Here is a 16,993-nt window from a genome sequence, read left to right on the forward strand (position 1 = left end):
CGGTCTGATTTAGTATGACAGACAATTCAAATTCTCGTAAAATGCGCGCCATTGTGAGCTGGTCGCTGAGCGACTCTGGCTAAGACACCTGATATTACGAGACATCAACATGATACGTTTAACTGAAATTAAACTCCCTCTCGACCACGAGGAAGAGGCACTGATTGCCGCCATTACCCAAAAACTCGGTATTTCTGAAGACCAAGTGATCTCTTTCAATTTATTCCGACGTGGTTACGATGCTCGTAAAAAGACAAATATTCTGTTGATTTACACGCTTGACGTTGTCGTTGAAAACGAGGAGCAACTGTTAGCGAAATTTGTTGATGATCCGCATGTTAAACAGACACCAGACATGGAGTACAAGTTTGTTGCTACGGCACCAGAGAACATCACTGAACGTCCGGTGGTTATCGGCTTCGGCCCTTGTGGCTTGTTTGCTGCGTTGATTCTAGCGCAAAGTGGCTTTAAGCCGATTGTGGTCGAGCGAGGTAAAGAAGTTCGTGAGCGTACCAAGGATACATTTGGCTTTTGGCGCAAACGTACTCTAAACACAGAATCCAATGTACAGTTCGGTGAGGGTGGCGCAGGTACGTTTTCCGACGGCAAACTCTACAGTCAGGTTAAAGATCCAAACTTCTACGGAAGAAAGGTGATTACTGAGTTCGTGGAAGCGGGCGCTCCAGAAGAAATTCTATACGTCAGTAAACCACATATTGGTACCTTTAAACTGGTGACCATGATTGAGAAAATGCGTGCGAGAATCATCGAGTTGGGTGGTGAAATTCGCTTTAGCACCCGTGTTGATGACATCCACATGGATGGAGACCAAATTACAGGTCTAACGTTATCGAACGGTGAAGAGATTCAATCTCGCTATGTTGTGTTAGCGGTTGGACACAGTGCGCGTGACACCTTTGAAATGCTGCACGACCGTGGCGTTTATATGGAAGCTAAGCCGTTTTCTGTGGGCTTCCGTGTTGAGCATAAGCAATCGACGATTGATGAAGCACGTTTTGGTCCTAACGCAGGTAACCCAATTTTAGGTGCTGCGGACTATAAGTTAGTTCACCATTGTAAGAATGGCCGCACCGTATACAGCTTCTGTATGTGCCCGGGTGGCACAGTGGTTGCCGCAACGTCAGAAGAGGGTCGCGTTGTGACTAATGGTATGAGCCAGTATTCGCGCTCGGAACGCAACGCAAACAGTGCCATCGTGGTAGGTATTGATCCTGAGCGTGATTACCCTGGTGATCCCCTTGCTGGTATCCGTTTCCAGCGTGAGCTAGAGTCAGGTGCTTATGTTCTAGGTGGTGAGAACTATGATGCACCAGCGCAGAAAATTGGTGATTTCCTGAAAGGTCGCAATCCAAGTGAGCTCGGTGACGTTCAACCATCATTTACGCCAGGTATCCATCTGACAGATATTTCTAAAGCGCTACCGGAGTTTGCAATCGAGGCGATTCGAGAAGCCATTCCAGCGTTTGATAAGAAGATTAAAGGCTTTGCCTCTGAGGATGGTTTGCTCACTGGGGTTGAAACTCGTACCTCGTCACCGGTGTGTATCAAGCGTGGCAAAGATTTCCAGAGCATTAACCTAAAAGGTTTCTACCCCGCGGGTGAAGGGGCTGGTTACGCAGGGGGTATCCTTTCTGCTGGTATTGATGGGATTAAGGTTGCGGAAGCTCTGTCCAAGGCGATGGTGTCCGATCTATAAAAGGCGTCATTCACGTAAGCAAACTCTTCGGCTCTTCTGTACTAACAGAGGAGCCAACCTGTTGCTATCCCTTAGCTAATCTATGTTCCATTTAACACCCACATTGAATTCAATTTGACTGTCAACTCGGAGATATTCTGTTCTATGCATCGAATAATAACGAGCGCTCCTGCTTGTAGGCTACAGAACAAAACCAGAACTTGCCTTGGGCTTTTGCTTGGGTTACTGATTAAAACGGTCTTGTAGATACTCGATAAAAGTTTTGATTTGGCTTGGAATATACTTAGATTGCGCATATTGAGCGATGATCTTACCTTGATAGTTCCCTCCTACGTGCCAATCAGGCAACACTTCTATCACTTGCCCAGAGTCTATGTAAGATTGAATCGCAAATTCAGGAAACACTGAGATCCCGACACCACGCAAAACGGCTTCGCGTCTAATTTCACTGTGATTTACGGCGAATGATCCAGTGACGCTCATCGATAGTTTTTTTTTGTTGTTGGTAAATTCCCACACTCTATCCTTCGGATTTTCTCCTAAACATAAACAATTGTGCTGATCAATGTCTTCGGGGTGAGTTGGCGTACCATTGCTTTGTAAGTAAGCAGGGCTGGCGCACATCACTAAACGACACTGGCCGAGTTGCCTAGCAATCAAGCCCTCAGTAGGGTTATCGGTTATGTGGATTATGACGTCTACCTCATCACCAATAGGATCAATATAGTGATCAGCCACTTTGAGTTGTAAAGAAATATTGGGGAAATGGTCAATGAAGTCGAGAAGCATCGGCATTAAAACTTGCCGAGAGAGTGCTTTGGGTGCGGCCACACGCAAAGAACCTGAAATATCGGTTTTATCTACCTGAGCCGCAGAGATGGCCATTTTCGCTGAGTTCATCATGTCGCTACATAAACTGTAGACCTCTTGTCCGGTTGTACTTAGACGCATCTGTCTAGTGGTTCTCTCAAGCAGCTTTTCCTGCAATGCATTTTCCAAGCGGGTGATGGAACGACTTACCGAAGAAGGTGAAACCCCTAGCTTCTTAGCCGTTCCAGAAAAGCTTCCAGACTCGACCACATTGACGAAAATTGCCATCTCAGATAAGAGAGGGATTAGTTTATTTGTGTCCACAGTGCAATTATCCTTTGCATTTAGGCTATATTGTTTCGTCAAAGTTACTTATGGATACTAATTAAGTCAATTGACAGTATCGCAGAATGATTCAAGGACGGATGTGTGAAAAAAATAAGAAGCATCGGCGATGTTAAGACCGTTGCGAAGGTGGCTAATCATATCTTGACCTTATTTAGTGGTGGGCTAGACAGCTCTTATGTGCTGGATCTGCTAAAGAATTGTGATGTGAAGGTCACGGCGGTTGCCGTTGATTTGGGTGATGGGATAGAACACTCAAAGTTAAAATTAATCACGGATCACTATGGTTTTGACCTCAAGATCATCGATGCAAGACAGGAATTTGTTGAACATAGCCTAGTCTCAGCGATTCAGGCTCAAGCTATGTATTTGAATGACTATCCAGTCAGCTCTTCTCTTTCGCGACCTATCATTGTGAAAAAAGCAGTCGAGTTAGCGGACCTACTGAATTGTGACGCTATTATCCACACTGCAAATCAGTCGCAAAATAGTCTGCGTCGTTTAAACGGTGCGATTGAAAAATCGGGTTTTGGCGGTTATTACGGTTCGCCATATGAATACTCGGCACTGTCTCGTGAAGATAAAGCGCAGGCCCTGTTTCATTCCGGTTTAGTTGGATTCAAGTCTAGAAATATTAGCGGTGATTCCAACTTGTGGTGCCGAGAGTTTGAATCTGGTGTTTTGGACGATCCGGAAAGTTTTGTGGTTTCAGATTCTTTGTTTACCTGGTCAAAGTGGCAACCAGAGAAACAATTGGACAATGATCAAATTAAAATCGGTTTCAGAAAGGGCTATCCCGTTACACTGAACGATAAACCGATTAATTTACTCGAGTTAATTGCCTTCATTAACAACTACGTTGGCGCGTATGAGATTGGTCGTTTTGTAGGGTTCGACCATCTCGATCAGGATGAAAAGGTACTAGAGGTGCGAGAAGCGCCCGCCGCCTTAGTTCTGATAAAGGCTTATAAGTTACTGGAAACGGCAACTTTACCTACAGATGTTCTCAAAGCGAAGGCATTGCATAACGATATGTGGACTCAGGAGGCCGTAGAAGGCCGATGGGGAAGCCTGTTGCAATGTGCAAGCTATGCGTTCATCGCTCACACTGCCGAGTTCGTTTCTGGCAGTGTCTCTTTTCAATTGTCTAGAGGGCATTTCATGCCCTCTGGCATTGTGGCCGATGAGCCAAAGTATCTTCGCGATAGGGATGAATGGGAGATTGATGTAGCTCGCCAGAGAGCTCAACGTGCCATTGAGCTTACCGATCAATCTAGGTCAAGTCGTCAGTTAGCATAGGAACCGCGACCGATGAATTTTACTCAGGATGAGACAACAGAGATTCTCTCTGGCATAGCTAATACATTGAAAAATGATGATTATGTTTTTGTCACTGGCCGGCAAATGACAGTGTTACTAGAGACCAATGTTGATGAGGTCGTGCGTTTTAAGCAATGCTGGAGCACATTGGAACGCGACAACTATATGGCAGACGGAGGGACCTATCGTTATCGGCGCTATGGTCAGTTTACGAAATTGGCGGCTCAACGCGAGATTAGCATGCTCCCTCATGAGCCTTATGTTCAACCAGCCTTTATCAATTCATTGAACGGCGATATTGAGCGTCATTTTGCACCGCTCAGTGATAAGTTTGTGACTTCCGTATTGTTGGAGAGACTGCTGTTGATGTTGGGTGATATCTATGATGCCGCGTTAAATACATCCGTTAACTGGAACATTCGTCTACACCCGTATCGAATTGTCACTAATGGTTCGCAACAAGGGCAGCCGACACCTGAAGGGCTTCATCGTGACGGTGTGACCTTTATTGCTTCTCTGATGATCAATCGAGTGAACGTTATGGGGGAGTGACCAAAATTACCGACGCGAACCGATGTTTGCGCGAAGAGCTCATGTTGGATAAAACTTTTGATTTAGTGTTGGCGGATGATAAGCAGACGATGCATGAAGTCTCGCCGATTACACCCGTTGATTTGGAAAAGTGCGCGTATAGGGACGTACTCGTAATAGCATTCACACGGATGGAGGATTGAGATGACAACGGCTGCTGATTCGTTAAAAAAAGGAAGTGTGAGGTTTCCCCTCACAGAGTTGCTACTTCTACTCGTAGCGGTATTTTGGGGAACGAGTTACGGCCTGACTAAAAGTGCTTTGGTCTATACGAGTGTTTTGTTGTTTATCTCGATACGATTTTCGATCACCTTTTTGTGTATGCTACCTGTGGTGATTCGAGACTTTCGCCGAGGATTGAATAAAGACTGGAAGATAGCGATTCCCACCGGTTTTATTCTATCGGCGATTTTTTTCTGTGAAGTGTTTGGGGTTTCCCAGACCTCAGCATCTAACGCTGCGTTTTTGATCAGTCTATCTGTCATTCTGACCGCTTTCGCCGAGCTGTTTATTAATAAGAAGAAGATCAGCAACACCTTATGGGGTTTAACGGTTTGTAGTGTGGTTGGTGTTTTGTTACTCACTAGCAAAGAGACGGTAGAGTTTTCTCTAAACAGTGGCGATTACTTTATTCTCACGGCAGCTTTCCTTCGTGCATTGATGGTCACTATGACCAAGCGGTTTACGGAAGGTAAGGCGATCACCACATCAACGTTAACGTCACTTCAATCTTTAGTGGTGGCATTGGTGGCTATTGTCTGTGCAGTGACGTATTTGCCCGCATCTGAATTTGCTATTCCTGCTTCATTTGAGTTTTGGCTGACAGTCACCTACCTCGTCTTGTTCTGTACCTTGTTTGCATTTTATGTTCAGAACTACGCAGTGCGCCGCACGTCTCCAACGCGCGTTTCCTTGCTGATGGGCAGTGAGCCGCTTTTCGGCGCCATTTTCGCCATGGTTTGGTTGCAAGAATCGCTCAGTACGATACAAATCTTAGGCGGGGCTCTGATTCTATTTAGTGTGGTGGTTACCTCGACAAAGGAATCTTAAAGCAAAGCGGACTATTGGGTCCGCTTTTTACTACCGACTTAAGCTAATCAAGTCCTATGGGCTGATTTTCAACAGCAGTTGAACCCAGTTATGCCTCTTATCGACGATACAGTGGTGTTCAGAAGGACGTGCTCGCGTCTTATGGTCATGTGTTTGTTTCTCAACTTTAAGCTTTGCTAGTGCTAGTTATAGCGACATCAGTTACCATGACAATTATTGCCTTTTCTTTATAAATTTACTGGTTGAGAGAACTCATCAATGAGTGAGACGTTTGATAGACAAAGCAGCTTTGGTTGGCTGATCAATGTAGTGGCGAATGATGCAGCAAAAACCTTGGACACGGAACTAAAGAAGCATGGGTTAACACTTGCCCTTTGGCCGACTCTTATGTGTTTGTGGGAAGAAGAAGGCGTGACTCAACGCGATATCGCTCAGAAATCTAAAGTGGAAAATTCAACGACAACTCGCACTCTTGATAAGTTGGAAAGTTTAGGCTTGGTTGAGCGTCACCCTGACCCCAACAGTCGTCGCGCTTTTCGTATTTATTTGACCAATGAGGGAAGAGCGTTAAAGGATACCTTGGTCCCTATCCCTATTGCGATTAATCAAAAGTTGCTTAGCATACTTGAACCTGAAGAACGTGGTGAAATCATTCGCCTGCTGCAAAAAATGGTTGTTGCTGTTTGAGGGAGAGGAATTAATGACTAAGCCACTAAATGAATGCATTGTCCCTATGTATCCAACAATACAAGCGTTGGACGTGAATGCATTGGAACCTGGGGAGCACAAGTTCTGGTTTGCGGTTGCCACAGATGCTATTGGCCATCCGCAGACATTGCCTGTACGTGTGTTTAAAGGTGATAAGCCGGGTAAACGTATCATGATTACCGCAGGAGTTCATGGTGACGAGCAAAATGGAATTCTAACAGCACAAAAATTAGCACGTGAGCTGGAAGGTCAATCTATTTGCGGCTGTATTACCATAGTGCCTACCGTTAACCTTTCTGGCATCGCAAGGCATAGTCGAGATTTTCACTCTGCTGCCCCCGATAGCTCTTCGGCCAACCTTAACCGTGTGTTCCCTGGTAACCCACATGGCGATGATGCTAGCCGTTATGCGAATAGTCTTTGGGAGAACTTGCTGAAACCCAATGCGGATCTGGCTATCGATCTTCATTCTCAAACTAGTGGCTCTGCTTATCCCTTATATGTTTTTGCTGACTATCGCTTGGATGATTCGATTCGTATGGCAAGGCTTATCAACTCTGATGTGATTCTCAATGACCCTGGAGATCCTGGCATTTTAGAAACAGTGTATAACCGAGCTGATATTCCATCCATCACCATTGAAGTGGGGATAGGACGATACACGGACTTGGAGATGATTCAGCGTGCCACTAATGGTGTCCTTAACATTTTTAAAGATTACGCGCTGATTGACGGCGACCTTGCTATTGCCGACTTCCCTTGTCTTGAAGGAGTGCGAATTACCAGTGTTCGGGCGGAGCAGGGAGGGTTTGTTGTGTGCCATGTTGAGTTGATGGAGTTAGTCGAGCAGGGGCAGATTTTGGCAACTCAGTACAACAGTTTTGGTGATGAAATTCAGATCTATTACTCTCCAATAAGAGCGACAGTCATTAGTCACAATGTCGAATCCGTGCGAGCGCCTGGTTCATTGATTGTTCGTCTTATAGATTGATTATGACTTGCCATGATTATCGTCCCATGGACAGTGAGATTGAGCGGTGAAAACATCATCGTCTTTGCTCGTATGATAATGGCTACTTGGTAAAAAAGGCTTCAACTGTTAAACATTAGCGCTGATACCTGAATAAATATTGCGGTACTGAGTGTTGACCTTAGATTGTGGTGTGCAATCAGTCATCGTCAGTCGGAGCATAACTTGTTGTTAAACGGGGTCCGTAAGGTTAAGTTATGGCTTCGAATCGGTCCGCCAAAACATGTCTCAGTGCGGGTAGCGTTGTAGGCTTATCCAAGCGACCATCCATTAGGTGGTAAATCTTCTCCAGTTCTATGTCTCCTGTTTCACCAGACAAAGCGATAATGGGAGTCTCGGGCGAAAGCTGTTTGATTTGCCGACTTGCATCAAACCCGTTCATCACAGGCATCTGAATGTCCATTAAAACAAGATCGACTTGGGTCGTTTTAAATACGTCAATAGCATTTTTACCGTTATTTGCTTGTATGCTATTGATTCCAAGCTGATTCAAGTACATTTGTGCAAGGGAGCGTTGGACTTTTTGATCATCAACGATAAGTACGGTCGGTCCATCGTTGTGAACATCAACGTTTGCCTCGTGTGACTGTTGGGAATTGTGTTGAGTTTTAGGGTTGTTTGCCAAGTCAGGTATATCGAATGTGTCTAAAGCAGGAGCATTTGGTGCGATAGGAAAATACAAATGAAATTCTGTAAATTCTCCTAGCTTTGATCGACACTCGATTTTGCCTCCAAATGAGCGCATGACGCGCTGACAATAACCCAGACCGAGGCCACTTCCGCCACTCTTTTGGTAAGAGAAGAAATCATCGAAGATCTTATCTGCAACCGACTCATCGATTCCTGGTCCTGTATCCCGAAAAACAAGTACATTTCCATACAACTCTGTATGGGTGCTCATCTCAATGCAGCTATTTGGGTATTCTTCAAAATAGTAAACCGCATTGCGGATCAGATTAAAGATAACGAAGTTGAAGAGTGTTTCGTTCACTTTAATTACAAAATCAGTGTGTTCAGGGAGTTGGATTCTTTCCATGAGCACACTATTTTCAAAGCCGTATTGATCTACGGCATACTTAACCGCTGTGTGAATAGAAGTAAATGTTGTTAAATCATGTTCTGTGACAGAGCTGTTGACCTCTCGAAGAATCAGGTCGATCAACTGTCGACCTCGGAGTATCGCTTGTAAGCTATCCTCTATATCAATCTGGGTCTGTTCTATTGGTCCATTGTTATAAATACGCTGTTTTAGTGCCTCTAACTTCAATTGCACTTGTGCGAGAGGATTACGCATCTCATGAGCGATAGAATGAGCGAGTACCCGGTTTTGGTTAATTTTTTGATCGGCTTCAATCGAGCTTTGTATGCGACTTAAAAGTATTTTTAGGGCTGAAATCTCTTCACTGGAGAAAAGTTGTTTGTTGATTTTGTGCGATGAAATGAGCAAGTGCGTTATCGATTGACACTGATCGGACAGGGGCATAACCAAAGCGATATTATTGGAAGTCATCTCATCACATAGTGCTTTTACCGGGCTCTTTAAATCACGTCTATTTTCATTGATTTCAGACAGTTCATCTAACAACAATATTGAGTCATTGGAAGAGATAAAACCTTTGTAGCTGGAATCAGCATCATCACTGGTGACCAATCGTAACTTATCGTTAGGAATATTGAGTAAACAACTCAAACGTTCCATCGCATCATCAATGGATAACTTGAAGTCTTCCTCTAATGCGAGAATTTGCTGTACTAGAGTATTCTTGTTTCCATAGATAAGCAGAGAGACATAGCGACTGATGTGCTTGTAAAGTAAATGCCAAGTCGTACCAATAAATGCAATCGCTGGGATCAAGAATAAGGCATCTTTGTGCACTAATGGGGCGAAAACATAGCTTAAAAAAACGGCGAAAATTCCGCTGACTAAAAGCGCACTTGTTGTTGTGTATACCAGATATTTGAAGCTGTAGAAGCGGGTTGTTAATAAGGCATAGCCAAAGAGTAGAGTTTCACTAATAGACAACACTGGAGGTAGCCACGTTAGAGAAAAATCGCCAAAGAAATAGGTAACACCAAGGTGTATGATTACGGTAGATATCATAAAGATTAAAATACCAGCAATCATGTAGCTGTTTTTGGCCTGCGCGATTCTACCTATATTGCTTCTCATTGCCATCAGGTTTACTAGCGTAAGTAACACAAAGAGCACTAGAATAATAAAAAAGTAAAAGGTATGAGGTCCAAAAATTAAGACAAACTGACTTGGCCCCTCGATTTGTATGTTTTTTACGGTTAGTCCTGATTGAACATTAATATATATGGCATATGCAGAAGCAATCATGAAAGTGGTTTTTTGCCACAGTGGTACTTTGGACTTCTTCTTATCTGCGACTAGTTGGCATGATAGATAGTAAGCAAAGGCGAAGGCGAAAAAAGAGGCGAGGTTCGCCAGTTTAGCCATGAAAACACCCATATCATGACCTAGATAAGGAAGAAGTCCGGTATGAAAGTAAAAATTACAGCCTATCCAAGAAATAATACATAGAGAATAGGCAATATAAGAGGCATGATATGAGCCTATGATTTTTTCATTATTTTTGACTCTAAAGCAATAATAAATAATCCATAGTAGCACTGCTGCTATTACAATAATCAGGGTTATTGATTTAGGGTAAAGTATAACAATTGAATCTAAGTCAGACATATCATTCATTTAAGGAACATAGTTGCTTCTGTGAAAACACGGCTCGTTTATATTCACGGAATTGAGTATTGTTTAATGCTTCCGCCATCTTCTCAAAATTCCAGAAACCACGGTAAGTGATTCTATGGTCGTCATTTATATCACAATAACCCGCATGGAAGTATGCATTTTCACTAATTGATTGGTAATAGTTTAGCATAAAAACCTGCTCTATAACTGTAAAGCCAAATTTATATCCACTCTTATGCATTAAGTTCATGAGTTTTTTCTGTGCTAAGTATAAAAAGTAGAGCTTTTGCTGGGTGCTTCCATTGACGGCTAAACGTAAAACTTCACATACTTGCTCTGTGTTTGATAGCGTACGCTTAAAGTAATGGTCAAACTCTGAAAGAGAGTCACAAGATGGTAAGGATTGGTTGTCAAATAGCCGGTAGTGATAAAATTCATAGTATGCTTGATTGGGTAAGCAAAATGTCCATTTGTTATTAGTAAATTGAGGAGTGTAACTTAGCCAGTTGGTTTGATTGTCCCAATCTTGTACGAGTGCAGAAGCGACCAGAGTAGGGTATGGTTCATTAGGGTTGTCTTTATAGAGGATAAAGTGTTTTCCTTTTTGTGATAAGGAAAGTAGAGGCAGCATCTCATACCACTTCTCACCCTTTACAAATTGTTCTAGGTTACTAAGGGTAATTGCATCTTTAAGCGACATAATGTTGGCATAACCGGGCATTTTGACGATTAGTCCTGAATTCTCGATTTTGTCAACTAACATACAAGCATAATCATTATCGTCGAATGATATTTTGTTATCTGAATTAACTTGATTGATAGCCGTAGAATCTTTTTTTATCGCTTCTATTTCACATTGACACCAAAAGTCTAGCCAGTGAGAGAAACAACATGAAGCTTGATATTCTAAATTACGGATATTTTCAGGAAATGAACTAGGATACTGTGTTATTAAGTCATGATAGTCCATTAATTCAAATAGTGTTGAAAGGCTTCGCAATCTATATTTTGGGAACAGAGTAACCAACTGCTTTTTACGCATGTTAGTTACGCTAAGAAAAATTTCAGCTCTTTGTTTTTTGCTACAATGAGTAAGAACAAGGTCAATCAGACTTTGTTTCTTTTCTTTAATGGGCAAATTTTTATTCGATAGAACATCCAGATTAAAATCAAGCGTCATGACGTACCTTATTGATAATATTGATAATTTTTATTTGTTTTATAATTTTCAAATATATCATGAGGGTGTGCGTGTTGCCATGCTAAGAAAAGCGACGTGAGCAGCATTTTTGGTGATATTTTTAATTTTAGTGTACGCCATATTACCCATTAAGTTGACCGGCAAGTGAAAGTAAAATTTAAGCGAAGTTAATTCTTAGAGAGCTGTGTATATATTACCATTTCTTGTTTGCCTGTTAAGGTATCAAATATGTGACGCGATATAATGACAATGCTATCACTATGATGAAGTCTATTAGTGACGAAAATAAAGTGGTTTTCTAAGCGGGGCGACCAAAACAGCAATTTGGGACACTTTTTCTGATTAATAATTGGTAATACTGGCATCACATTTATTTGTGGGGTCAATAATGCTGTTCAATCAACCCATCACACTTCGGTCCGTTATCCGGCTGAGTCCCATTAAAGTCATGCTGACTTGGCTGATGGTACTGGCTGAGAACGTATTTATGATTTTGCTGCCGCTGTTTATTGGCTTTGCTATTGATGGTGTGCTCAAACAAAACTTGCAGCCGTTACTTATGTTTGCCGCGATCTTATTTGTACTGGTGGTACTCAGTGTTGCCCGTCGTTTTTACGATACTCGTGTTTATGGCGGGATCCGAGTGCGGTTGTCCAATTTGGTTGAGCGTAATTTGCGCGGTCAATCAATCTCAGTCAAAGATGCCCGACTGTCCATGTCCCGCGAGCTGGTGGATTTTCTAGAGGAAGATTTACCATCGCTGATTACTGCCGTTGTGCAGTTGGTCGCTACGGTTGTCATTCTCGCCACTTTTCACATCAAACTTGCATTATGCGTGTTGGTCGCAGGGCTGAGTATGCTGCTGATTTATGCTCTGTTTCATCAAACATTTACGCGACTTAATGGCGCGTTAAACGATCAGTTAGAGCAACAGGTTCGCGTGCTTAGCGGTCAGCCTTTCGCGGCGATTAGAACGCACTTTGAACGCTTGAAACGCTGTGAAATCAAATTGTCCGATACCGAAGCGCTGGTGTATGGGCTGATCTTTATAGTCTTATTTGCCGCAGTCCTAACCAACCTTTGGATGGTGAGCATTCTTACTGATCCTACTGTGGGTCAGGTTTTTTCCATCGTAACTTACTCACTGGAATTCGTGGAAACGGCAGTGATGCTGCCTATCACACTGCAAACCTTGTCGCGCCTGATGGAGATCAGCCAACGACTCAATCAAAACCCCGCTCAATTGGCTGTAGAGGAGAAGCCTTATGAAATTTAAAAAGACTCTTGCAATATTAGCTGGCTGTGGGGCAATTTTCGCGGCATTGGTGGTTGTAGATGTTTTAGAGCCTCAGCCAGTTGTGATTGAGCAAAAAGCGCCGAGCAAAACCCCCGTTTCGGTACTGCAAGTGACGCCGGAAGATCACGATTCCAAATTGACTTTGCTGGCAACCACCACTGCGCGTTGGCCGATTCAGCTTAAGGCTTCAAGTAGCGCTCAATTAGCGTGGTTGAATCCCGATATCGAACCGGGCGTACTGGTGAAAAAAGGGACCTTGTTGGCGAAGCTCAACACCAGCGCTTTAGAGTCTAATCTGGCTCAGGCGAACAGCAGCGTTAAGCAGGCAGAGCTAAACCTTAAACAGGCACAGCACGAACAAACGGTCGCGTTAAAAATGCTATCACCGACCAAAAGCTCACCGTTTGCTCGCCGTGAGCCACAGGTGTTGGCAGCCAAGGCAGAGTTGGTGCAGGCAAAACAGGCGTACACCAGTGCAGCAAAGTTGCTTGAGGAAGCAAGTATTGCAGCGCCGTTTGATGCTGTGATCATGCGTCGTAACATCAGCCCCGGTGAATGGTTGGAAGCCAGTCAGGTGACTTTTGAACTCGCCGCCAGCGACTCGCTGGATGTCGAATTGCCTGTTTCGGAACTTCATTGGCAGCAGGTCCAATCGGCGCTCAGTCAACCTGAGATCACAATTGTGAATCGAGATGGTAGCGAGTGGCAGGCACAGGTTCGATATGTCTCGCCCCAAGCTGATCCAACCACACGTCAGCGACAAGTGGTTTTGTCTGTTCGCGAGCCTTATCAGGGAATGACTCGTTTACTGCCTAATCAGCAGGTGAAAGTCATCGTTAGTCTCGGGCTACGGCCAGAAATTGTGACCTTGCCACTCAGTGCGATCACACGAGATGGATACGTCTGGACACTTGATGAGCAGAACCGATTGCAGAAAGAGTGGATTACGCAAATAGGGCAAGCGCGTAATCAGGTTTATGTCCGCTTTGATCAGGATAGCGCTAAGGCACGTCAGGTGGTGGTGTACCCACTGCTGTCGATGCTACCGGGGAAGCAAGTCGCTCCTCAAGCTGCGCAGATATTGGTCGCGAAGCAGGAGGGTAATCAATGAGCTGGCTGACTAAGTGGTTTATCAACAACTCAGTAGGTGCGAATCTGTTGATGCTTGCAATCATCGCCAGTGGTGTTATGGCGTTTGGTCAACTCCGTGTGGAGTCTTTTCCGCAGATTGCGCCGTCATCGGTTGTGATCAATGTTGCCTACCCGGGAGGTACAGCTAAACAGATTGATGAGAGTGTTACGCAGCGAATTGAAGAGTCCATCAGTGGCATTTCAGGTATTAAACAGGTGACCAGTCAGTCTAGCGCTGGTATGTCGAGTGTTGTTATACGCAAAACCAGCAGCGCCGACCTCAATAAGCTGCTGGATGATGTACGTAACCGAGTGAATGCGATCAATGGTTTTCCTGTTCAAGCTGAAAAGCCGCAGGTGGTTAGAAATGAATTTACTAACTTGGCCGCCTTTGTTGTCGTTTCGGGGCCACGCAGCGATGAGCAACTTCAACCCATCGCAAGACAGGTCGAGCAAGCGCTAAAAAGTAATCCCAAGATTTCTAAAGTATCCAACTGGGGAAGTCGCAAGCCACAACTTATTATTGAGCCAGATCCAGCACAGCTCAAGAAACTGGGTTTGAGTCTGGAAGATTTAGCCACCAGCATCGGACAGATGTCACTTGAGTCTCGCACGGGTGAGCTGATCAGTGACAAGGGCCGCATGGTCATCCGTGGTGATGGCTACGCCGATGACGTACAGAAGCTGCGTCGTCTGGCGATCGTCTCTCGTCCATCCGGTACCGTCTATTTAGGTGACATCGCTACGCTGAGTCGTGGCTATGAGCGCAGTGGCTCCATCGTCCGTAATAATGGCATCAACGCAATCGCTCTGCTGATCAGCACCAGCCAGACTGACAACCTGCTGAAAGTGAGCGATGCAATTAAGGATACCTTGGCTCAGCAACGCAAAATCCTGCCTTCAGACATTGAGCTGAATACCATGGCAGACATGGCGCCCTATATTGAAGAGCAACTGTTCAGGCTCGGTGATAATGCGTGGCAAGGCCTTTTGATTGTTGTGGTGCTACTAGGCATTTTTCTAGAGCTGAAATTGGCATTTTGGGTAGCCGTAGGTATACCAGTCGCTATCGCAGGTACCTTAGGGGCGATGCAATTGGCTAACTACAGCATCAATGACATCACGTTGTTTGGCTTTATTCTGGTGTTGGGGATTTTAGTTGACGATGCCGTTGTCGTAGGCGAGGCCATTCACGAGCAACGAGGTAAACATGCGAGTGGGCGCAAAGCAGCGTGGCACGGCGTGCACTCGGTTTCCGTTGCAACGGTATTCGGTGTTTTGACCACCATCGCGGCATTTTCGCCAATGCTTTGGATTAACAACGATTTTGCCAAGATTCTGGCTGGGTTCTCCGCTGTGGTGATATTTGCGCTGATCTTCTCTCTGATTGAAAGTAAATTCATTCTGCCATCGCACCTAGCGCAGTTGTCCCTGAATAAAAAACCTAATGGCATTTTCTCTCGCATTCAGTCTGTCGCTCAAGGCGGTTTGGAGTGGTTCAATTTCAGAGTGTACAAACCTACTTTGGAGAAGGTACTGGATTACAAACTGGCGTCACTGCTGGTTTTTGTCGCCGCGATCGTACTGGCGTATGGCATGTGGTCTACTGGGACGATCCGAAGTGCCATTTTCCCCGAAATACCGGGTCGATACGTTACCGCGAAAGTTGAGCTAGAAGACGGTGCCCCTTTACCTCTACAAAAGAAAGCTTTAGATCAAATCGAACAGGCGATGATCAACGTCGAAGACGAGCTGATGCGAGACTATCCGTTGAGCCAGTCACCCTTGGTCAACCTGCTTGCGTGGTCCGATGGTTATGGAGAGGTGGAAGTGACCGCTGAGCTAACCAGTGAAGCCCTGAGCCTCTTGCCGGGTAATTTACTGACCGATAGTTGGCGTACTCATACTGGAAGTATTGAAGGAGCATATTCAGTTCAGTTTAGTGCGGCTGAGGCGCCTGCTGGTGGAACATTCATCTCGATATCGTCCAGCGACCTAGAGCTCGCTAAGCGCGTCAGTCGTCAATTGGCGGACAAACTGGCCGCTTTGCCTGGCGTAGCGGATATTTATGATGACGGTAAAAGCGGCCAGCCTCAGGTGCGGTTAGTGTTGAATAAATACGGTCAGCAGCTCGGATTGACGCAAGACAAATTGGCGCGATTGGCGGGTGAGGCATTTGGTGAGCGAGAAATTCATCGCTTGTTGGAACAAGGCCAAGAAACCAAGGTGCTGCTGCAATACCCTCGTTCAGAGCGTAAAACCCTCGCTCAGCTTGAGCAGACTATGGTATTGCTGCCTAAAGGAAAGAGTGTCTTACTCGGTGATATTGCTGAATTTCGTCATGAGCAGGAGCCTCAGATCCTCTACCGACGTAATCGTGAGCAAGTGGTAAACCTCTATTGGAAGCAGAACCGAGACGTTCAGGCGCCTGAGCAGACTATGGCTCAGCTTAGCCCTGAGATCAAAACGCTGCATCAGCAGTATCCAGGGGTTCAGATCAAAGCAGGCGGCGAATTTGAAGAGATTGGTGAAGTTTCAGACGGCTTCCGCTCTGCGATGATTTTGACCATTCTGCTGATTTACATCTTGTTGGCGGTTCCGCTGAAATCTTACTGGCAGCCGTTCATTATCATGGCAGTGATTCCATTTGGTTTTGCTGGCGCTATTTTCGGTCACTACTTGATGGATCTGCCAATCAGTTTGCTGTCTATGTTCGGCATGATGGCAATGACGGGAATAGTGATCAATGACTCATTGGTACTGATCACGCGCTTTAATGCTGAGTATCGTAGCGGTGTGCCGCTTAAACAGGCCTTGATCACGGCTGGTACCAGTCGATTGAGGGCGATTTTCCTCACGACTATTACAACGGTATGTGGTTTGCTGCCGCTACTCAGTGAGACCGCAGAGCAAGCGCAGTACTTAAAACCTGCAGCGGTTTCATTGGTGTTTGGTGAGCTATTTGCTACGGCTGTAACCCTGCTTCTGATACCAATACTGCTGGGGATGACCAGTCGTAAAGCGCCAAAGCCTGTCGAAGATGAATTGGCATTGGAGGGAGCTTAATGCTGAGCGTGATT

Annotated in this window: 11 protein-coding genes and 1 pseudogene; 9 read left to right on the forward strand and 3 right to left on the reverse strand. The window is 44.8% G+C overall.

Features of this window, described 5'->3' with window-relative positions; translation table 11 throughout:
- Positions 1–109: 109 nt before the first annotated feature.
- The gene (locus KW548_21715; protein ID QXX08271.1) at positions 110–1,717 is read left to right on the forward strand and encodes an NAD(P)/FAD-dependent oxidoreductase; all 1,608 of its coding nucleotides are present in this window, start codon (positions 110–112) and stop codon (positions 1,715–1,717) included.
- Between the two features lie 222 nt (positions 1,718–1,939).
- On the opposite strand, the gene KW548_21720 is transcribed toward KW548_21715, so the two are convergent.
- Positions 1,940–2,851 (reverse strand): LysR family transcriptional regulator, encoded by a 912-nt coding sequence (locus tag KW548_21720; protein QXX08272.1) that lies wholly within the window; start codon positions 2,849–2,851, stop codon positions 1,940–1,942.
- A 105-nt stretch (positions 2,852–2,956) separates the two neighbouring features.
- On the opposite strand from KW548_21720, the gene KW548_21725 reads away from it, so the two are divergent.
- From KW548_21725 to KW548_21745, 5 genes and pseudogenes are all read left to right on the forward strand, one after another.
- A complete protein-coding gene (locus KW548_21725; GenBank protein QXX08273.1) occupies positions 2,957–4,171 on the forward strand; it encodes an argininosuccinate synthase-related protein in 1,215 nt (404 codons plus the stop codon).
- 12 nt (positions 4,172–4,183) lie between these two features.
- A pseudogene (locus KW548_21730) lies at positions 4,184–4,926 on the forward strand (2OG-Fe dioxygenase family protein).
- A gap of 1 nt (position 4,927) precedes the next feature.
- A complete protein-coding gene (locus tag KW548_21735) occupies positions 4,928–5,833 on the forward strand; it encodes a DMT family transporter (GenBank protein ID QXX08274.1) in 906 nt (301 codons plus the stop codon).
- 258 nt (positions 5,834–6,091) lie between these two features.
- Entirely contained in the window at positions 6,092–6,520 is a 429-nt protein-coding gene (locus KW548_21740; protein ID QXX08275.1) for a MarR family transcriptional regulator, read from the forward strand.
- A gap of 13 nt (positions 6,521–6,533) precedes the next feature.
- Positions 6,534–7,532 carry a succinylglutamate desuccinylase/aspartoacylase family protein gene (locus KW548_21745; protein QXX08276.1) on the forward strand — a complete coding sequence of 333 codons (999 nt, stop codon included), beginning with the start codon at positions 6,534–6,536 and terminating at the stop codon, positions 7,530–7,532.
- 229 nt (positions 7,533–7,761) lie between these two features.
- Here KW548_21745 and KW548_21750 read toward each other — a convergent pair whose 3' ends face one another.
- Positions 7,762–10,275 (reverse strand): hybrid sensor histidine kinase/response regulator, encoded by a 2,514-nt coding sequence (locus KW548_21750; protein QXX08277.1) that lies wholly within the window; start codon positions 10,273–10,275, stop codon positions 7,762–7,764.
- A gap of 1 nt (position 10,276) precedes the next feature.
- Positions 10,277–11,464, reverse strand: a complete 1,188-nt coding sequence (locus KW548_21755) for an acyl-homoserine-lactone synthase (GenBank protein ID QXX08278.1) — start codon at positions 11,462–11,464, stop codon at positions 10,277–10,279.
- A gap of 409 nt (positions 11,465–11,873) precedes the next feature.
- On the opposite strand from KW548_21755, the gene KW548_21760 reads away from it, so the two are divergent.
- The 3 genes from KW548_21760 to KW548_21770 are packed head-to-tail and all read left to right on the forward strand — an operon-like array spanning position 11,874 to position 16,979.
- Positions 11,874–12,761, forward strand: a complete 888-nt coding sequence (locus tag KW548_21760) for an ABC transporter six-transmembrane domain-containing protein (protein QXX08279.1) — start codon at positions 11,874–11,876, stop codon at positions 12,759–12,761.
- The gene (locus tag KW548_21765; protein QXX08280.1) at positions 12,751–13,893 is read left to right on the forward strand and encodes an efflux RND transporter periplasmic adaptor subunit; all 1,143 of its coding nucleotides are present in this window, start codon (positions 12,751–12,753) and stop codon (positions 13,891–13,893) included. Before KW548_21760 ends, KW548_21765 begins: the two co-directional genes overlap by 11 nt.
- Entirely contained in the window at positions 13,890–16,979 is a 3,090-nt protein-coding gene (locus KW548_21770) for an efflux RND transporter permease subunit (GenBank protein QXX08281.1), read from the forward strand. The genes KW548_21765 and KW548_21770 overlap by 4 nt, the downstream gene beginning before the upstream one ends.
- Positions 16,980–16,993: the final 14 nt, after the last annotated feature.

Source organism: Vibrio neptunius (assembly GCA_019339365.1).
Classification (GTDB): Bacteria; Pseudomonadota; Gammaproteobacteria; order Enterobacterales; family Vibrionaceae; genus Vibrio; species Vibrio neptunius.

Excerpts from the sequence above, each read along its gene's own strand:
- KW548_21715 (QXX08271.1), top strand. The coding sequence starts at position 110 with ATGATACGTTTAACTGAAATTAAACTCCCTCTCGACCACGAGGAAGAG.
- KW548_21735 (QXX08274.1), top strand. The coding sequence starts at position 4,928 with ATGACAACGGCTGCTGATTCGTTAAAAAAAGGAAGTGTGAGGTTTCCC.
- KW548_21740 (QXX08275.1), top strand. The coding sequence starts at position 6,092 with ATGAGTGAGACGTTTGATAGACAAAGCAGCTTTGGTTGGCTGATCAAT.
- KW548_21745 (QXX08276.1), top strand. The coding sequence starts at position 6,534 with ATGACTAAGCCACTAAATGAATGCATTGTCCCTATGTATCCAACAATA.
- KW548_21750 (QXX08277.1), bottom strand. The coding sequence starts at position 10,275 with ATGTCTGACTTAGATTCAATTGTTATACTTTACCCTAAATCAATAACC.
- KW548_21755 (QXX08278.1), bottom strand. The coding sequence starts at position 11,464 with ATGACGCTTGATTTTAATCTGGATGTTCTATCGAATAAAAATTTGCCC.
- KW548_21760 (QXX08279.1), top strand. The coding sequence starts at position 11,874 with ATGCTGTTCAATCAACCCATCACACTTCGGTCCGTTATCCGGCTGAGT.
- KW548_21765 (QXX08280.1), top strand. The coding sequence starts at position 12,751 with ATGAAATTTAAAAAGACTCTTGCAATATTAGCTGGCTGTGGGGCAATT.
- KW548_21770 (QXX08281.1), top strand. The coding sequence starts at position 13,890 with ATGAGCTGGCTGACTAAGTGGTTTATCAACAACTCAGTAGGTGCGAAT.